Source organism: Pseudomonas sp. Marseille-Q8238 (assembly GCF_965111915.1).
This window is the reverse complement of sequence record NZ_CBCOPI010000001.1, coordinates 3452491-3470286: the sequence shown is the minus strand read 5'-3', so window position 1 is coordinate 3470286 and position 17796 is coordinate 3452491. Positions and strand designations below refer to the sequence as shown.

The 17796-nt window shown below is 61.5% G+C and carries 15 protein-coding genes and 2 tRNA genes; 8 read left to right on the top strand and 9 right to left on the bottom strand.

Annotated elements, in window-relative coordinates; genetic code table 11:
• Nucleotides 1-31 precede the first annotated feature (31 nt).
• Nucleotides 32-1555, bottom strand: a complete 1524-nt coding sequence (locus ACWPW0_RS16175; RefSeq protein WP_447592981.1) for a fumarate hydratase — start codon at nucleotides 1553-1555, stop codon at nucleotides 32-34.
• 301 nt (nucleotides 1556-1856) lie between these two features.
• Between ACWPW0_RS16175 and ACWPW0_RS16170 the strand changes: the two genes are divergently transcribed.
• From ACWPW0_RS16170 to ACWPW0_RS16160, 3 genes are all read left to right on the top strand, one after another.
• Complete coding sequence (locus tag ACWPW0_RS16170) at nucleotides 1857-2984, top strand: diguanylate cyclase domain-containing protein (protein WP_454255855.1); 1128 nt, start codon at nucleotides 1857-1859, stop codon at nucleotides 2982-2984.
• Nucleotides 2977-3918, top strand: a complete 942-nt coding sequence (locus ACWPW0_RS16165; RefSeq protein WP_454255854.1) for an iron-sulfur-binding ferredoxin reductase — start codon at nucleotides 2977-2979, stop codon at nucleotides 3916-3918. The genes ACWPW0_RS16170 and ACWPW0_RS16165 overlap by 8 nt, the downstream gene beginning before the upstream one ends.
• 183 nt (nucleotides 3919-4101) lie before the next feature.
• Nucleotides 4102-4875, top strand: a complete 774-nt coding sequence (locus ACWPW0_RS16160) for an enoyl-CoA hydratase (protein ID WP_454255853.1) — start codon at nucleotides 4102-4104, stop codon at nucleotides 4873-4875.
• Between the two features lie 141 nt (nucleotides 4876-5016).
• Here ACWPW0_RS16160 and pyk read toward each other — a convergent pair whose 3' ends face one another.
• Nucleotides 5017-6468, bottom strand: coding sequence for a pyruvate kinase (pyk, locus tag ACWPW0_RS16155; protein WP_447592974.1), 1452 nt, complete (start codon nucleotides 6466-6468; stop codon nucleotides 5017-5019).
• A gap of 207 nt (nucleotides 6469-6675) precedes the next feature.
• On the opposite strand from pyk, the gene ACWPW0_RS16150 reads away from it, so the two are divergent.
• The 3 genes from ACWPW0_RS16150 (at nucleotide 6676) to ACWPW0_RS16140 (ending at nucleotide 7929) form a co-directional block, all read left to right on the top strand.
• Nucleotides 6676-7050, top strand: a complete 375-nt coding sequence (locus ACWPW0_RS16150; RefSeq protein ID WP_447592973.1) for a tetratricopeptide repeat protein — start codon at nucleotides 6676-6678, stop codon at nucleotides 7048-7050.
• 32 nt (nucleotides 7051-7082) lie between these two features.
• Entirely contained in the window at nucleotides 7083-7508 is a 426-nt protein-coding gene (locus ACWPW0_RS16145; protein WP_454256751.1) for a DUF4124 domain-containing protein, read from the top strand.
• 61 nt (nucleotides 7509-7569) lie between these two features.
• Complete coding sequence (locus tag ACWPW0_RS16140) at nucleotides 7570-7929, top strand: PilZ domain-containing protein (protein ID WP_454255852.1); 360 nt, start codon at nucleotides 7570-7572, stop codon at nucleotides 7927-7929.
• 101 nt (nucleotides 7930-8030) lie between these two features.
• Here ACWPW0_RS16140 and ACWPW0_RS16135 read toward each other — a convergent pair whose 3' ends face one another.
• Nucleotides 8031-8957, bottom strand: coding sequence for a LysR family transcriptional regulator (locus ACWPW0_RS16135; RefSeq protein ID WP_447592968.1), 927 nt, complete (start codon nucleotides 8955-8957; stop codon nucleotides 8031-8033).
• Between the two features lie 124 nt (nucleotides 8958-9081).
• On the opposite strand from ACWPW0_RS16135, the gene fpr reads away from it, so the two are divergent.
• The gene (gene fpr, locus ACWPW0_RS16130; protein WP_447592966.1) at nucleotides 9082-9861 is read left to right on the top strand and encodes a ferredoxin-NADP reductase; all 780 of its coding nucleotides are present in this window, start codon (nucleotides 9082-9084) and stop codon (nucleotides 9859-9861) included.
• A gap of 48 nt (nucleotides 9862-9909) precedes the next feature.
• Here the strand turns inward: fpr and tsaA are convergent, their stop codons facing one another.
• Nucleotides 9910-10602: a tRNA (N6-threonylcarbamoyladenosine(37)-N6)-methyltransferase TrmO gene (tsaA, locus tag ACWPW0_RS16125; RefSeq protein ID WP_454255851.1), complete on the bottom strand. Its 693-nt coding sequence runs from the start codon at nucleotides 10600-10602 to the stop codon at nucleotides 9910-9912.
• Between the two features lie 248 nt (nucleotides 10603-10850).
• Between tsaA and ACWPW0_RS16120 the strand changes: the two genes are divergently transcribed.
• Nucleotides 10851-12749 (top strand): potassium transporter Kup, encoded by a 1899-nt coding sequence (locus ACWPW0_RS16120; protein ID WP_454255850.1) that lies wholly within the window; start codon nucleotides 10851-10853, stop codon nucleotides 12747-12749.
• Between the two features lie 18 nt (nucleotides 12750-12767).
• Here the strand turns inward: ACWPW0_RS16120 and ACWPW0_RS16115 are convergent, their stop codons facing one another.
• The 5 genes from ACWPW0_RS16115 to ACWPW0_RS16095 form a co-directional block, all read right to left on the bottom strand.
• On the bottom strand, nucleotides 12768-13316 hold the full coding sequence (locus ACWPW0_RS16115; RefSeq protein WP_454255849.1) for a cytochrome b: 549 nt from the start codon (nucleotides 13314-13316) through the stop codon (nucleotides 12768-12770).
• A gap of 82 nt (nucleotides 13317-13398) precedes the next feature.
• A complete protein-coding gene (locus ACWPW0_RS16110) occupies nucleotides 13399-14667 on the bottom strand; it encodes a virulence factor family protein (RefSeq protein WP_454255848.1) in 1269 nt (422 codons plus the stop codon).
• Nucleotides 14668-14674: 7 nt separating this feature from the next.
• Nucleotides 14675-17311 (bottom strand): bifunctional lysylphosphatidylglycerol flippase/synthetase MprF, encoded by a 2637-nt coding sequence (mprF, locus tag ACWPW0_RS16105; protein ID WP_454255847.1) that lies wholly within the window; start codon nucleotides 17309-17311, stop codon nucleotides 14675-14677.
• 126 nt (nucleotides 17312-17437) lie between these two features.
• Nucleotides 17438-17514: transfer RNA gene (locus ACWPW0_RS16100), tRNA-Met, on the bottom strand.
• A gap of 121 nt (nucleotides 17515-17635) precedes the next feature.
• Nucleotides 17636-17712 (bottom strand) — tRNA-Met (locus ACWPW0_RS16095).
• Between the last annotated feature and the right edge of the window lie 84 nt (nucleotides 17713-17796).

The following is a 17796-nucleotide window of genomic DNA, read 5'->3' as shown; positions in this document are numbered from 1 at the left end:
AGGGCCGGGTTTTTCATGGCGAGGTGGAGGTTTACTTCACTTCCACTGCCAGGCTTTCGATGATCTTCTTGTTCCAGATCGCCGGGCCGGTGATGTGCACCGACTCGCCGTTGGTGTCGACTGCCACGGTAACCGGCATGTCTTTCACCTCGAACTCGTAGATCGCTTCCATGCCCAGCTCGGCGAAGGCCAGCACCTTGGACTTCTTGATCGCCTGGGCGACCAGGTAGGCGGCGCCGCCGACGGCCATCAGGTAGACAGCCTTGTTGTCCTTGATCGCATCGATGGCGATAGGGCCGCGCTCGGACTTGCCGATCATGCCCAGCAGGCCGGTGCTTTCGAGGATCTGGCGGGTGAACTTGTCCATCCGCGTGGCCGTGGTCGGGCCAGCTGGGCCGACTACTTCGTCACCGACCGGATCGACCGGGCCGACGTAATAGATGAAGCGGCCTTTCAGATCGACCGGCAGCGTTTCGCCCTTGTTCAGCATGTCGACCATGCGCTTGTGCGCAGCGTCGCGGCCGGTGAGCATCTTGCCGTTGAGCAGCACGGTCTCGCCTGGCTTCCAGCTTTGTACGTCTTCCGGGGTCAGGGTGTCGAGGTCGACACGGCGCGCACTCGGGCCGGCTTCCCAGACGATTTCCGGGTAGGCGTCCAGCGGCGGCGCTTCCAGCGAGGCCGGGCCGGAGCCGTCGAGCACGAAGTGGGCGTGTCGGGTGGCGGCGCAGTTGGGGATCATGCACACCGGCAGCGAGGCGGCGTGGGTCGGGTAGTCCATGATCTTGACGTCGAGTACGGTGGTCAGGCCGCCGAGGCCCTGGGCGCCGATACCCAGCTGGTTGACCTTCTCGAACAGCTCCAGACGCATTTCTTCGATCTTGTTCGACGGGCCACGGGCTTTCAGCTCGTGGATGTCGATGGACTCCATCAGCACTTCCTTGGCCATCACCGCAGCTTTCTCGGCGGTACCGCCGATGCCGATGCCGAGCATGCCCGGCGGGCACCAGCCGGCACCCATGGTCGGAACGGTCTTCAATACCCAGTCGACGATCGAGTCGGACGGGTTGAGCATGGCCATTTTCGACTTGTTCTCGGAACCGCCGCCCTTGGCTGCCACGTCCACTTCCACGGTGTTGCCCGGGACGATGGAGTAGTGGATGACCGCCGGGGTGTTGTCCTTGGTGTTCTTGCGGGCACCGGCCGGGTCGGCCAGGATCGAGGCACGCAGGACGTTTTCCGGCAGGTTGTAGGCGCGACGCACGCCTTCGTTGATCATGTCATCCAGGCTCATGGTCGCGCCATCCCAGCGCACATCCATGCCCACACGCACGAATACGGTGACGATGCCGGTGTCCTGGCAGATCGGGCGGTGGCCGGTGGCACACATGCGCGAGTTGATCAGGATCTGCGCCATGGAGTCGCGCGCGGCGGGCGACTCTTCGCGCAGGTACGCTTCATGCATAGCCTGGATGAAATCGACGGGGTGGTAATAGGAGATGAACTGCAGGGCGTCGGCAACGCTCTGTATCAGGTCATCCTGCTTGATCACGGTCATGCAAGCGCTCCTCTGGTACGGGAACATCTGTAGGGGCCAACTGCGACTTCTTCATCATCCAGTGTGTTCCTGGTTCTGATGCAAAAGCGCGAGCGGGCTCCAAGGGAAACGCCGGATCACGACCCGGCGCACGTGCGAGAAAATGGGCGCCGAAGTATACCGCGGTAGAGCCAGTGGGCACAGGGCGCTGACAGTAGACCTCCGTCGCATGGCGCAGGTCTGCCGCCGTCTCAAGGTCTCCTAGGCTTTTTGTGATCACAAGGTTAGAGTAGCGGCAAGGTGCCAGCGCGGGATGGAGCCCATGAGCACGAGCAACCCTAGGGGTACACAGCGAACTCTGCAAAGCCTGCTGCTGAAGCGCTTCGGCATGGGTGCGGCAACGTATGCCCTGGTTGTTCTGGTCGTCTGGGTCGCGGTGTGGAACGACCTGTATCGGGGTGAAGTGTCCGGTGTGTGGATTGGTACCGGCCTGGTGATGGTGTCGCAACTGGTGTTCCTGTTCCTGTTTCGCACAGGCCTGAACCTGCGTTTTCGCGACCCCAGCCTGACTCAGTCGCAGGTGCTGGTGGCCATTTTGCTGCACACCTATCTATTGGCCAACCTCGATAGTGCACGTGGCAGCCTGCTGATTTTCTATGTGGTCATTCTGATGTTCGGCGTATTTCAATTGCAGCCGCGCATTTTCGTGCGCTGTGCTTCGCTGGCCTTCTTCAGCTTCGCCGGGCTTTCCGTGTGGGATGGCTACCAGATGCGCCTGACTGAGCCGGCCCTGGCTCTTCTGCAATGCTTCATCCTGTTTGTGGCGCTGGTCTGGCTAAGCCTGTTCGCCAGCTATGTTCAAACCATGCGGCGACGCATGCGCCAGCGCCGATTCGCTCTGCAAGCGCATCAGGACACCCTGCGTGGAATGATGCGCCAACTGGAAGACCTAGTCGCCACCGACGAGTTGACCGGGCTGTTCAATCGCCGTCACTTTCTGCGCCTGGCCATGCGTGAGCGGGACGATCTGAAGCCCGGTCGCCAGCATGGTCTGGCGCTGGTCGATCTGGACTATTTCAAGCGCATCAACGATGTGCATGGCCATGCGGCCGGTGACCGTGTGCTACAGGCCTTCGCGGCGGTGGCGCGCTCCTGCCTGCGCGACGGTGATGTGCTGGCTCGCTATGGCGGAGAGGAGTTCGTGCTGTTGTTGCCCAATGTCGAGGCGGCACAGCTGACCAATTGTTGCGAGCGGCTGCGGGAAGCTTTTGCCGCAGCCGAGCCACTGGGTGTGCAAGTGGATAACTTGAGCCTGTCTGTGGGTATGACACTGCTCAAGCCGGGCGATGACCTTGACGATGCCTTGCATCGTGCCGACCAGGCGCTGTATCGGGCCAAACGCAGCGGCCGTAATCGCTGCGACGCTGCCTGGGAGAGCGTGAGTGCCTGACCTGCTCGTCGCCGGCCGGCATTGTTCAGTCGTGGCCGGGAGCAACCTGCTGGATACGTTACTGGCCAATGGTGTGCGCGTTCCTTACAGCTGCCGTGCAGGGAGTTGTCATGCCTGCCTGGTGCGCTGCGTTGCCGGCGATGTACTGGATGCCCAGCCGGAGGCGTTGAGTGATGCCCGTCGCCGCGACGGTTGGCGATTGGCCTGCCAGTGCAAGGTAGCGGGGGACCTGGCGGTCGAGGTATTCGACCCGGCGCGTGATGGTGTGTCGGCCGAGCTGGTGTCCTGTGATTGGCTTGGCCCAGGCGTGTTGCGTTTGCGCCTGCAACCACAGCGACCTCTGCGCTACAGCGCTGGGCAGCACATCGTGCTATGGACGCAGGGTGGCGTGGCGCGTCCCTATTCATTGGCCAGTCTGCCTGGCGAAGATGCCTGGCTGGAGTTTCATCTGGATTGCCATCAGCCAGGTGCCTTCAGTGATGCGGCGCGTACGCTCGAGCCGGGTGATGTACTGCGCCTGGGGGAACTGCGCGGTGGGGCTCTGTATTACGACCCGGACTGGCAGGACAGGCCGCTGTGGTTGCTGGCCGCAGGCACCGGGTTGGCGCCTCTGTGGGGCGTACTGCGCGAGGCGTTGCGCCAGCAGCATCAGGGGCCGATTCGTATCCTGCATGTCGCCGGGAATGAGGACGGCCATTACCTCGCCGATGCGCTGAGCGAGCTGGCACTGGCTCACTCCCAGCTCCAGGTTGAACTGATCGATGCGACCGAGCTGGCGGCGGTTTTGGCTGAACTGAAGCTTGTTTCACGGCAAACCATCGCCTTACTCTGCGGCTCTCCCGCGAGCGTGGATGCCTTTGCCCGCCGGCTTTATCTGGCCGGTGTGCCGCGCAACCAGGTGCTCGCTGATGTTTTCCTGCCGCGCGTCGGCTAGCAGGCCGTTTAAGAACGTAAGCGAGGCAGGCAAAGCTAGGCCGATGGTGGCCCCGCAAAACAGCCAAAGAACGGACTCGACCTGCATTCGGATTCAGGTGTTCCAGATGAGCATTCTTAGGCTGTTTTTAACGATGTATTGCCAACGCAGGTCGTTTTTCAACGGCCTGCTAAGGATTGCCGTATGACCGAACATGTAGTGGTCGAACGCGAAGATGGCCTGTTGACCCTGCGCCTGAATCGCCTGGACAAGATGAATGCCCTGACCCGGGCCATGTACAGCCGTCTGGCGGACGTGTTGGAGGAGGCGCAGAACGACGCTTCCGTGCGCAGTGTGCTGATCACCGGGGGTGCCGAGTGCTTCACCAGTGGTAACGACGTTGCCGATTTCCTGCAGGCGCCACCTACCTCCACGGACAGCCCGGTGTTCCACTTCATGCGCGCGCTGTTTGAATTCAGCAAGCCGGTAGTGGCTGCTGTCAGCGGTCCGGCTGTGGGGATCGGTACGACCCTGCTGCTGCATTGCGATCTGGTGTATGTCAGCCGTGATGCGAAGTTGAAAATGCCGTTCGTCAATCTCGGGTTGTGCCCAGAGTTCGGCTCCAGTCTGATCCTGCCGCGTCTGCTGGGGCAGGCCAAGGCTGCGGAGTTGCTGTTGCTGGGCGAGGGCTTTACCGGTGAGCAGGCTGCGCAGTGGGGCATCGCCAGTGCCGCGCTGGATGATGGTCCTACCGCCCTTGCCAAGGGACGTGAGATGGCCCGGCGTTTTCTCGACCTGGCACCGTCCGCCGTGGCTGACAGCAAACGCTTGATGCGTGCGACGGGGCGTGATGAGTTGCGCAGGGTGATCGAGGAAGAAGGCCTGCTGTTTGGTCAGCGCCTGAAATCGCCGGAGGCACTGGAAGCACTGTCTGCGTTCATGCAGCGACGCAAGCCGGACTTTTCCCGGTTCGTGTAGGGTGGATGGCCGCCCCGTGGATCGCGCTTTATCGATCCGCCGAGCGGGTTTGTGGTGGATGAGAAGAGCGTCATCCACCCTACCGATAAAGCAACAGTCATAGAAAAGGCGCCCGAGGGCGCCTTTTTGCTTACCTGGGCCTTACACCATTTGATCGCCGACGTGCAGGATCTTCATGGTGTTGGTGCCACCGGTGCCGTGGTAGCTGTCACCCTTGGTCAGGATCACCCAGTCACCTGGCTCCACCACGCCACGTTTGAGTAGTTCATCCACCGCCGCCTGGCTGACCTTGTCGGCCGGCAGGGTGCTGGGGTCGAACGGCACGGTATAGACACCACGGAACATGGCGACACGTGCCTGGGTTTCACGATGCGGGGTGAACGCGTAGATCGGTACCGAGGAACGGATACGCGACATGATCAGGGGGCTGTAGCCACTCTCGGTCAGACTGATGATCGCCTTGACGCCCGGGAAGTGGTTGGCGGTGTACATGGTCGCCAGTGCCACGCTCTCGTCGCAGCGCTGGAACTGGCGGCCGATGCGGTGGCTGGATTTCTGGCTGGTCGGGTGTTTCTCCGCGCCCAGGCAGACGCGAGCCATGGCCTGTACGGCTTCCAGCGGGTATTCGCCGGCGGCGCTTTCGGCCGAGAGCATCACCGCGTCGGTGTAGTCCAGGGCAGCGTTGGCTACGTCGGAGACTTCCGCACGGGTCGGCATCGGGCTGTGGATCATCGACTCCATCATCTGTGTCGCGGTGATCACTGCTTTGTTGTAGCGGCGGGCGTGGGCAATGATCTTCTTCTGGATACCGACCAGCTCTGCATCGCCGATCTCCACGCCGAGGTCGCCACGGGCAACCATCACCGCGTCGCTGGCGCGGATCAGTGCGTCCAGGGTTTCGTCGTCGGCCACCGCTTCGGCACGTTCGATCTTCGCCACCAGCCAGGCAGTACCGCCGGACTCGTCGCGCAGGCGACGGGCCAGTTCCATGTCGGCGGCATCACGCGGGAACGACACGGCCAGGTAATCCAGCTCCATTTCGGCTGCCAGTTTGATGTCGGCCTTGTCTTTCTGGGTCAGGGCAGGGGCGGTGAGGCCGCCACCGCGACGGTTGATCCCCTTGTTATCAGACAGCGGGCCGCCGATGAGCACCTTGCAGCGCAGTTCGTCGGCGAACTTTTCCTCGACGATCATCACGACGCGGCCGTCATCGAGCAGCAGTTCGTCGCCGACACCGCAGTCATTGATCAGGTCCGGGTAGTCGATGCCGACGACCTCTGCAGTACCGGCATCGCGCGGATGCGTGACGGAGAGGCGGAAGTGGTCACCTTCCTTGAGTTCGATGCGTTTGCCGGTGAACTTGGCGATACGGATTTTCGGACCTTGCAGGTCGCCGAGCAGTGCCACATGGCGCCCATGCTTGGCTGCCAGCTCACGAACCAGGCGCGCCCGGGCCTTATGTTCGTCAGGGCTGCCATGGGAGAAGTTGAGGCGGGCGACATCGATGCCGGCAAGAATCAGCTGTTCCAGAATCTCTGGCGAGTTGCTGGCTGGGCCGAGGGTGGCGACGATTTTGGTGCGACGCAAGGTCATTCGAGGACTCCAGTTACTAGGCGTGGGGCGAGGCTACTACGCTCGGCCACTGTAGTCATGGTTACTTTTCACTACCTGATTTCAAAGTCTGCATCCTATGCTCAAGGCTGATGACGCGAGCCTTCTTGTCCGTTTCATTGCAGATGGATGTTCGCTCTGAAGATTTGCGCGTTGCGGTCGATATGCTGCGCAATGGAGGACATCCCTATGCGTACCCTGATCATGCTTCTGGCGCTGACCACGTTGGTTGGTTGCACCCGTATTTCACTCGATCGTCATCTGGACGAAGCCTATCGTCACTACGATGAGGGCAATTGCGAACAGGCCATACTCGACCTGTCGCGTGCCGAACGTAGCAGCCGTGCGCGCAGTTACGTGCAGCCGGAAATCTCCATGTTGCGTGGCCAGTGCCTGGAGCGGCAGAACCTGTTTGTCGATGCGACGCAGGTGTATCAGTTCATCATCACCCGTTATCCCGCAAGCGAGTACGCCTACCGGGCGCGCGCCCGACTGGATACCTTGCAGCAGCTCGGTCATTATCGTCCGCTAGAACCGGCCAAGGCCGTGCCAGCTGCCCGTTGAGGTAGAGGCAGGCTCACTGTGCGAGCGTCATGATGCGTCATCTACTGTTGTGGGGCCTGCTATTGCCGAGTCTGGCCAGCGCGGAAATCTATCGCTGGACCGATGCCCAGGGCCGGGTGCATTTCGGCGCCCAGCCAGGCGGGCAGGGTGCGCAGCAGGTCGAGGTGAGGCCGCAAGTAGTCGAGCGGGATGACGCAACGCGAGCGCGTGAGCAGCGTACCGAGCAGTTTTACGATGCGCGCCGCCAGGAGCGAGAGCGGGCCGCCAGCCAGGCTGCCGAACAGCGCACCAAGCGTGCTGCCGAGTGCCGCCAGTTACGTAGCCAGTTGCAACAGATCGAGCGTGGCGGGCGTTATTACACGGTCGATGCGCAGGGTAACCGCAGCTACATCAGTGATACGGATCTGGACAATTCCCGTAGCCGCCTGTCGAGGCAGATTACCGAACGTTGCAGTTGAGCCTGGCGCGAGGCCAGTGCTGCAGCCATACTCGCACGTCACCTTGTAGCGATCTGTCACCATGCCCAGCCAGCGCCGCATCGAACGCCATCAATTGCCTTATTACCTCAAGGTCTTCAATCGGATTACCGACAAGCCCATGGGTTATATCGGCAATCTGTCATTGGATGGCCTGATGTTGATCAGCCAGTTACCCATGCTGGTCAATGCCCGTTTCGACATGCGCCTCAAGGTGCCGAGTCATGAGGGGCAGATCCGTTGTATCGACTTCTACGCCACGTGTCAGTGGAGCCGTGAGGATGTGACGCCGGGCAATTTCGACTCGGGTTTCGCCCTGGTCGCACCTCCCACCGAATACGTCGAAATGGTGGATGCGCTGCGTCGCTACTTCAGTTTTCACCCGCTGCAAGCGTCTGCCTGACTACCTTCTGACCCTCTGCTGGCGTATTCCTCGTGTCCGGCACGGGCGCATGGCCTCTGGTCGTAGGCGCTCGATTGGTGATGTGCCGAGTTCCCTTGTATTCAGATAATCGGCGGTAGCACGATCTGGTCGCTGCGCGATACGCCTTGAGTGAGCTCCCGGCATTGCTCGAGGAATTCGCGCATGGCCGCGGTCTGGTACTTCTGCTTGTGCCAGATGAAATAGAACTGCCGGCGCAGGTCGATACCGGGCGTTTCCAGTGGCACGAGGCTGCCACGGCGGAACGCGTCGCGCAGGGCCAGGCGCGAGATGCAACTGATGCCGAGGCCGGACTCCACCGCCCGTTTGATCGCCTCGGTGTGCTCCAGCTCCAGGCGAATGTTCAGCGGGGTAGGGTGGTGACGCATGGCCTGGTCGAAGGTCAGGCGGGTGCCTGAACCCTGTTCGCGAAGAATCCAGGCCTCACGGCTGAGCGCTTCGAGCGAGACATGGCCGCGATTGGCCAGCGGGTGGGAGGGCGCGCAGAACACCACGAGTTCGTCTTCCACCCACGGCAGCACTTCGATATCCGGGTGCTGGCAGTCGCCTTCGATTAGACCCAGATCAAGTTCATAGTGGGCAATCTGTTGGACGATATTGGCGGTGTTCTGAACGTGCAGGCTGACCTGGCACTCCGGGTGACGCTGCATGAAGCTGCCGATCAGCAGTGTGACCAGGTAGTTCCCGACTGTCAGCGTGGCGCCCACGTCCAGTGAGCCGAAGCCACTTTTGCCGTTGAGCAGGTCTTCGATCTCGCGCGCCTGATCGAGCAGAGCGACGGCCTGGGGCAATAATTGGCGACCCAGCGCGTTGAGACTCAGGCGTTTACCGACGCGGTCGAACAGCAGGCAGCCGGACTGGCGCTCCAGCTCCGTCAATGAGGTGCTGGTTGCCGATTGTGACAGGGACAGCAGTTGAGCCGCTTTCGAGACGCTTTCCTGCTGGGCGACGGTCATGAAGACCTGCAACTGACGAAGAGTAAATCGCATATCTATATAACCGATAACCCATATCTTGATAATTCAGTTAACAGATATTGTGTCGCTCATTACAATGTCGCGCAATTGCGCCCAGGTGCGCTGGCACTTTTTATAATTCGGAGCTTCCCCGAGCATGAGCAATTTCAACGCCGAGCGCGTTCTTAGCGTTCACCACTGGAATGACACGTTGTTCAGTTTCAAGTGCACCCGTGACCCGGGCCTGCGCTTCGAGAATGGTCAGTTCGTGATGATCGGCCTGCAACAGCCGAACGGCCGCCCGCTCATGCGCGCCTACTCGATTGCCAGCCCGAACTGGGAAGAACACCTGGAGTTCTTCAGCATCAAGGTGCCGGACGGCCCGCTGACCTCGCAACTGCAACACCTCAAGGAAGGTGACGAGATCATCATTAGCAAGAAGCCTACCGGCACGCTGGTTCTCGATGACCTCAACCCCGGCAAACACCTGTATCTGCTCAGCACCGGTACCGGCCTGGCACCGTTCATGAGCGTGATTCAGGACCCGGAAACCTACGAGCGTTTCGAAAAGGTGATCCTGGTTCACGGCGTGCGTTATGTGAATGAAGTGGCCTACAAGGAATTCATTACCGAGCACCTGCCGCGCAACGAATTCTTCGGTGACGCGCTGAAGAACAAGCTGATCTACTACCCGACCGTGACCCGCGAGCCCTTCGAGAATCAGGGCCGTCTGACTGACCTGATGCGCAGCGGCAAGCTGTTCGCCGACATCGGCCTGCCACCGATCAACCCGCAGGACGACCGTGCGATGATCTGCGGCAGCCCGAGCATGCTCGACGAGACCAGTGAAGTGCTGGACAGCTTCGGCCTGAAGATTTCCGCGCGTATGCGTGAGCCGGGTGACTACCTGATCGAGCGCGCTTTCGTCGAGAAGTAAGCACCAGCGCCATACCGACAAACCCGCCTGCTGGCGGGTTTGTCGTTTCTAGGCCGGTACCACTTCGAGCACCAGGATCAATCCCGGTTGTGGATAGTGCCAACGCACCTGCACGTCCCAGAACAGTACCCCGTAGCGGCGCTCCGGCGTAGGTACCTGATAGGCGGGGCGTGGGTCCTGGGCAAGGCATTGTTCTATCAGCTCGACCAAGGGCTCGTTCAAGCGTGTGGCATGCGCGTGGGCCTGCTGCAGGGCATTGGCATGCCAGTGCACGTCGATGGGGTGTGGGGGCGCCGGTGCGATGTCGTTGCGGGCTTCTGCTACAACATCGGCATAGGGCACGTAAGGCTTGATATCCAGCACGGGAGTGCCGTCGAGCAGGTCGATGCCCGACAGCCACAGGCGTCCCGGTTCGATCCTGTCCAGTTTCACCACCGACTGGCCGATACCGTTGGGGCGGTGGGTGGCGCGGCTGGCGAATACGCCGACGGTGGCGTTACCGCCCAGGCGTGGCGGCCGCACCTTCAGGCGCGGCTTGTCTTCTAGAGTCTGGTGAAACATGAACAGCAGCCAGACATGGCTGACCTGCTCAAGGCCGTCTATGGCTGTGTCCGTATCGAAGGGTGGCTGCAGTTCCAGTACGCCGCGTGCGGCTGGCGCCAGATGGGGTTGGCGCGGAATGGCGAATTTCTCCTTGAAGCAGGAGCTTACGAAGCCAACAGGCGAGACGACGTAGGACATGGCGATGCGCAGGCAGGGGAAAGCGCGAATGGTAGCCGATCAAGGCCGTGATGGTGCCGCCTTCATTTTCGCCAAGCACGAGTCGAATGCATTGCGAGTCCCGAGGGCAGGCGCAATTGCCTGAGGTTGTCGATTTTTCATACTAGTCTTGGGGCAACGGAAATCGTCGCTCGCGCCACTGCGGGTGCACTTGTGTGGATTGATCAGGAGGCGCAGCATTTGCGCCTCTTTCCGGCTCGGAGCCATGTATGCGTGATGTCAGCGAGGGGCAGCCAGCCTCTCATGGGAATGCCGCGTCTTTCGGTATGTTGGTTGCCGCTGTTGGGGTGGTCTATGGCGATATCGGCACCAGCCCGCTGTACACGCTCAAGGAAGTGTTTGCCGGACACTATGGCGTGCAGACCAATCAGGAAGGTGTGCTGGGCATTCTCTCGCTGATCTTCTGGTCGCTGATCTGGGTCGTGTCGATCAAGTACGTGTTGTTCATCCTGCGTGCCGATAACCAGGGCGAGGGCGGTGTGATGGCCTTGCTCGCACTGGCCCGGCGGGCGACCCAGCCGTATCCGCGTCTGAGCCGTACGCTGGTGTTGTTTGGCTTGTTCGGCGCTGCGTTGTTCTATGGCGACAGCATGATCACCCCGGCGATTTCCGTGCTATCTGCGGTGGAAGGATTGCAGGTCGCGTTCGACGGCGTGGATCACTGGGTCATTCCGCTGTCACTGGTCCTGTTGGTCGGCCTGTTCCTGATCCAGAAACACGGCACGGCACGTATCGGCAAGTTGTTCGGTCCGGTGATGGTGCTGTGGTTCTCCGTGCTGGCGGCGCTGGGTATCTATGGCATCGTGCAACGCCCCGAGGTGCTGCAGGCGCTGAACCCTTACTGGTGCATCCATTTCTTTATCGCCCATCCGGGGATTGGCGTGGCGATTCTCGGCGCAGTGGTGCTGGCGCTTACCGGTGCCGAAGCGCTGTATGCCGACATGGGGCACTTCGGCCGCAAGCCGATAGCCCGCGCCTGGTTTCTACTGGTGCTGCCGGCGCTGGTGCTGAACTACTTCGGTCAGGGTGCCTTGCTGCTGGATAATCCCGCTGCAGCACGCAATCCCTTTTACTTGCTGGCACCTTCCTGGGCCTTGTTGCCGCTGGTGGGTTTGTCGACGCTGGCCACCATCATTGCTTCGCAGGCGGTGATTTCCGGGGCGTTTTCTCTGACCCGCCAGGCCATCCAGCTCGGCTATATCCCGCGCATGCACATCCAGCACACTTCGAGCGAAGAGCAGGGGCAGATTTATGTCGGGGCGGTGAACTGGGCGCTGATGATCGCAGTGGTTCTGCTGGTGATTGGTTTCGGTTCGTCAGGCGCCCTTGCATCGGCCTATGGGGTAGCTGTGACCGGCACCATGCTGATCACCACCTTGCTGGTGTCGGCTGTGATGCTGTTGTTGTGGCGCACGCCGCTGTGGCTTGCGATCCCGGTATTGAGTGGTTTCCTGCTGGTAGACAGCCTGTTCTTTGCCGCCAACGTGCCGAAGATCTTCCAGGGTGGGGCATTCCCGGTCATCGCCGGGATCGTGCTGTTCACCCTGATGACGACCTGGAAGCGCGGGCGCCAGTTGCTGGTCGAGCGGCTGGATGAGAATGCGCTGCCGCTGCCGCTGTTCATCAGCAGTATCCGCAGCCAGCCGCCCCATCGTGTGCAGGGAACGGCGGTGTTCCTCACGGCACGGTCGGATGCAGTCCCGCATGCGCTGCTGCACAACCTGTTGCACAACCAGGTATTGCATGAACAGGTGGTGTTGCTGACTGTGGTCAGCGAAGACGAGCCCAGGGTCGCGCCTGAGCGGCGTTTCGAGGTGGATGCCTACGGCGATGGGTTCTTTCGCGTGGTGCTGCACTTCGGCTTTATGGATGAGCCGGATGTGCCGACTGCATTGCGCCTGTGCCACCTCAACGAGCTGGATTTCAGCCCCATGCGCACCACCTGGTTCCTCAGTCGGGAAACGGTGATCAGTACCAAGCGCTTTGGCATGGCCCGCTGGCGCGAGGTGTTGTTCGCCCTGATGCTGCGTAACGCCAATGGCAACCTGCGCTTCTTCAACCTGCCATTGAACCGGGTGATAGAGCTGGGTACTCAGTTGGAGATCTGAGCACCCGGCTGGCCAACCTCAGCCGCGTCGCGGCAGCATGCGAGTCAGCGTGTTGTCGCGGCTGATGAAGTGATGGAACAGGCCGGCCAGGGCATGTAGGCCGATCAGCCAGTAGCCGGTTACGCCTGCCAGCTCGTGCCATTCCTTGATCTGCCCGGCAAGGTCCGGATTCTTGTCGATCAGCGGTGGCAACTCCAGGCCGAAGAAGGGGATCGGTTTGCCGGCGGCGCTGAGGATCAGCCAACCGGCCAGCGGAGCGCCAATCATCAGCGCATACAGGGCCAGGTGCATGAGCTTGGCCGGGATCGCCTGCCACGCAGGAATCGCGGGAGCAATCTTCGGCGTTGGTGCTATCGCACGGGCCAGCAGACGCAGCCAGACCAACGCGAAGATCGCCAGCCCCAGCATGAAGTGCCACTGCTTGAGCAGTTCACGGGTCTCACTGCCCTTGGGGAAGTTGACGCGCAGCTCGATGCACGCGTACACGCCAATCAGTAACACCAGCATCAGCCAATGCAGTGCAATGGAGAGCCCGCCATAGCGGGCCTCGGTATTTTTCCAGCTCATTCACGGTTCCTTCTGTTATCCCGCGTCTGCCGGCGGGTTGCTGGGAGAATAACCGGATTGGCTTAAATGAAGCTGAACCAGATCAATGCGCGGGCAGTGATTGGCGCTGTTGAATGGCGTGCAGCAGCTTTTCGGCCAGTGCCGGGTAATTCTCGTCGTAGTGATGGCCGCCAGGCAGGCGCAGGATTTCGCCTGGGGCGCCGGGGAGGGTACAACCGCTCTCGGCGGCTTCTTCCGCACCATAGACGCAGAGCGTCTTTTCGGCAGGCAATTTGAGCAGTTCCGGGCCGGTTGCAGCTTCTGCCCCGGCCTTGCCGAGCCAGCCCTGCACTTCGATCTCGAAACTGCCGCTGCGTGCCAGGGCCAGCAGGATGATGGCGTCTACCTGCTGTTGGTCGCTTGCCTGCAGGCGGTTGTAAATGGCCGGCAGGGCGTCTGCACCGAAGGAGTAGCCGGTGAGCACGAAGCGTTTGGCGCCCCATTTCTGCCGGTAGGTCTGCATCAGGTGGCTGAGGTCGGCGGCTCCCTGTTCCGGGGTCTTGTGCTGCCAGAAATAACGCAGGGCATCGATGCCCACGACCGACATGCCGCGCTTGGCCAGTTGCGCGGAAACGTCGCGGTCCAGGTCACGCCAGCCGCCATCACCGGAATAGAACAGGTTGACGGTGTCGCTGGGTGTGCTGGCCGGCACTTCGACCACGGGCATGGCTTCGTTCTGGCCTTGCAGCAGGTTGTGCAGTTGCGTCTGCAGCAGTTGCGTGAGGCTCGTGTCGTAGTCGCTGATGCTGGTGGTGGCATTGGCCTGGTTGCGGACAAAGCGGGCGCTGGCATCCTCAGGGTTGTCATTCCACACCGCTGTCCAGTGGCCATGCGCTGCTTGGGGCGGCAGGGCCTGCGGGCAATCAGCCTGGCTCAGGCTGAAACCGACGGAAAGAGCCTGGGCTGCGTCGTTGGGCTGTCCGGCCAGCCAGCGCCAGGCCAGGGCAGCGCCGGGGCCGATACCGGCCACTATGGCGGGCTCACCATCGAGATAACGTGTGGCGGTTTGCATGCGCTGTTGTTGGGCCGCGCAATCATTGACGGGCAGTTCGATCTGCAAGATACGCGCGTTGCCCTGTTCGGCCAGTTGCAGCAAGTCACTACCTGGCAGGGCCTGGTCGGCAGGAGTGATCAGCAGAACACGCGTCGGTTTGCTGCCGGTGGGCAGGGCCAGGGTCGCGGTACTGCCATCGTCGAGTGCGGGGTGTTCGAGGCGCGGTTGTCCGGGCTGGTGGCTCCATATCAATAGGCCGACCGCAAGGGCGGCCAGCAGGATGATGAGTGCCAGATGGCGCCAATAGCGTTTGAGCATGTCGACCTCAGCGTTTGACCAGACCGGAAATACCGCCGGCGATCAGGGCTGCGGTGTCCGCCAGTGCTACCAGCGGGTCGAGCCCGGGGGGAACGGCCATGTAGCGTGGCTCCCAATCCGGCTGGAACTTGTCCTTGAAGCGGCGTAGTCCCTGGAAGTTGTAGAAGGCTTCGCCACGCTGGAATACCAGGGCACCCAGACGCTGGGTCAATGGTGCACCACGGCGTGGCTGCAGCCCGGAAAGCGGCACCATGCCCAGGCTGAAGCGGCTGAAGCCGCGTTCCTTGAAATGCAGGAGCAGGCCGAGCATGAGGAACTCCATGGTCAGCTTCGGCGCATCGGGAAGCACGCGCATCAGGTCGAGGCTGGCCAGTTCCTGGCTGTCGGTTTCCAACAGGTTGGCGAAGGCCACGGCTCGGCCTTCTATCCGCACTACCGCGATGCGGAAGTACTGCAGATAGGCCGGGTCGAAGCGGCCGAGCGAGAAGCCTTTTTCGCGAACGTTCTTGCCTGTCAGCCAGGTGTCCGAAATACCGCGCAGCTCTTCCAGGGGGGCTGTACCGGGCGCATGAAACTCCAGGGTCAGCCCGTCGCGCTGGCTGCGGTTCCAGGTGTAACGCAGGTCTTTCATGGCCTTGCCGGTGCTTTCCAGGTCGAAGCGAATCAGGTCTACCCTGGCTTCCTCTCCGAGCTTGATCGCGGTCAGGCCGATATCCACGTACAGCGGCAGGTTTTCTGCGCGGACCTGATAGAACACCGGGCGGGCATGGTGCAGGTCGCACAGGTCGCGGAACTGCCAGATCAGGTCGGCACGCTGTTGCGCCGGGCCAATGGGGTCGTACAAGGCGATCATGCTGCGTGCGCGGCGCGCATACATGAGGAAGGCAGTGTTGTCGGCATGGAACAGCAGCGCCTTGTCGCCGGTCAGGGCCAGGCCACCATCCGCCTGATCGGAATGCTGGATGATACGAGCCGCCTGGGTCAGTTCATCTTCGGTGGGTGCGTGAATCTCCGCAGGGGCGGCGCGAAGCAACCAGGCCAGGGTGATACCGGCCAGCAGCAGGGCACTGCCGAGCGCGGCGCGCAGCCCGCGCGGTGCATCGGCGTCGAGCGCGAACTGCCACCACAGTTCACGCTCATAGGGCACGTCCTGATAGGCGAACAGCAGCAGCCAGATAGAGGCACCCAGAACGCAGAGGCTGGCGACCAGATACAACGGCGAAAAGGGCAGTTCGAACAGCCGGCTACGGCGGTAGAACGAGGAACGGAACAGTGCGAGCAATGCGGCAGTCATGCCGAGCAGACTGGCTTCTTCCCAGTCGAAGCCCTTGAGCAGCGACAGTACGGCGCCGACCAGCAACAGGATCAGAGTCAGTACCCAGGCAGCCGAAAGGCGGCGACGCAGACCCTGGGCCAGCAGCAGGCAGAACATGCCGATCAGGCTGGCACCGAAGTGCGAGGCGTCGATGAGTCGATGGGGAATCAGGAAGCCCATGTGTGACAGGCGTTCGTCGATGGTCGGCGTGACACCGGAGAACAACAGGACTACCCCAGAGAAGAACACCAGCAGTGCCAGGATCGGTGCCGCCATGCCGGACGCGCTGCGCATCGTCTGCTGGCTGGGTAGCAGGCGCCGCGCTTCGATCAGCAGTAACACCAGGCAGGCTACCAGCAGCGGCAACACGATATAGATCAGGCGGTACAGCAGCAGGGCGGCGGCCAGCGGCGCGGCGCCCAACTGGTTGGCAAAGGCAGCGAGCAGAACGGCCTCGAATACGCCGACACCGCCAGGCACATGGCTCAACACGCCAGCCGCCAATGCCAGCAGATAGACCAGCAAGAAGGCGCCGAAGGGCGGGGCCTCTGGCAGAAGCAGATAGAGCACGCCGGCTGCCGCGCTGACATCCAGCGCGGTGATCAACAATTGCAGCAACGATAGACGGCCACCCGGCAGGCGCAGAATGCGCTTCCTGATGGTGATCAGCAGGCTGTTCTGATGCGGCTGTTCAGCCAGTCGTGCGCGCTGCAGCACGAAGAACAGCACCGCATAGATAGCCAGTATCAATCCAGCGGCAGTTCCCAGAACGCCTTCTGACAGGCCCAGCGCTTGTGACGCGGATGGCAGGTCGCTAAGGCTGGCGACGGCGGCGAGCAGCGGTAAGCTGCAGCCCAGTGACAGGCTGGCGAACAGGGTCATCCGGGCGACTTCACCGGGTCCGACACCATGGCGGGCATAAAGCCGATAGCGCACTGAGCCGCCCGAGAGCATCGCCAGGCCCACGGCATTGCCGATGGCAAAGGCGCAGAAACCGCCCAGGGCCAGGATGCGTTTGGGTAGTTGTACTTCTGCATAGCGACTCGCTGACCACTCATAACCCAGCAGGGCGATGAAGCCCAGGGCGGTCATGGCAAGGGCGCCAAACAGATTGATGGGCGGGACAGCCAGCAGTGAAGTGCGCAGCGCGTCCGGGTCGAGCTCATCGAGAAGATGACGGCAGGCAATCAGCGCAATGCCAAATAGAAGCAAGGCGACGATGAGGCCGAGGGGTTGTCGGTATTGGCTGATGCGTTGGCGCCAGAGCAGGAGCCGGGGATTGAGTGCTGAAGCGGGGGCGTTGGCGGGTTGGTCTGGGCTGGCGCGCATTGGTGACCTCGTGGGCAGTGCGGCTCAGAGTATGGCGTAACGGAGCAAGTTCCGGCAGATCAGGAATAAATGTAGCTGATGTCAGAAACGAAAAAGGCCACTCATATGAGTGGCCTTTTTCTGTAATGGTTGCGGGAGCAGGATTTGAACCTACGACCTTCGGGTTATGAGCCCGACGAGCTACCAGACTGCTCCATCCCGCGCCGGCAATTCTACTGCCTGGCGGCGCGTTGTCAATTGATTTGTGCTTTTTAATCAATTACTTAAATGGAAGCAGGGGGCGGAAACGAAAAAGGCCACTCAATGAGTGGCCTTTTTCTGTAATGGTTGCGGGAGCAGGATTTGAACCTACGACCTTCGGGTTATGAGCCCGACGAGCTACCAGACTGCTCCATCCCGCGGCGGCTATTCTACTGCCGAGCGCGCGCATGTCAATCGTTGGATTGAAAAAAGTGTTGCGGGCTCAGGTGCTTAGCGTCGTGCCA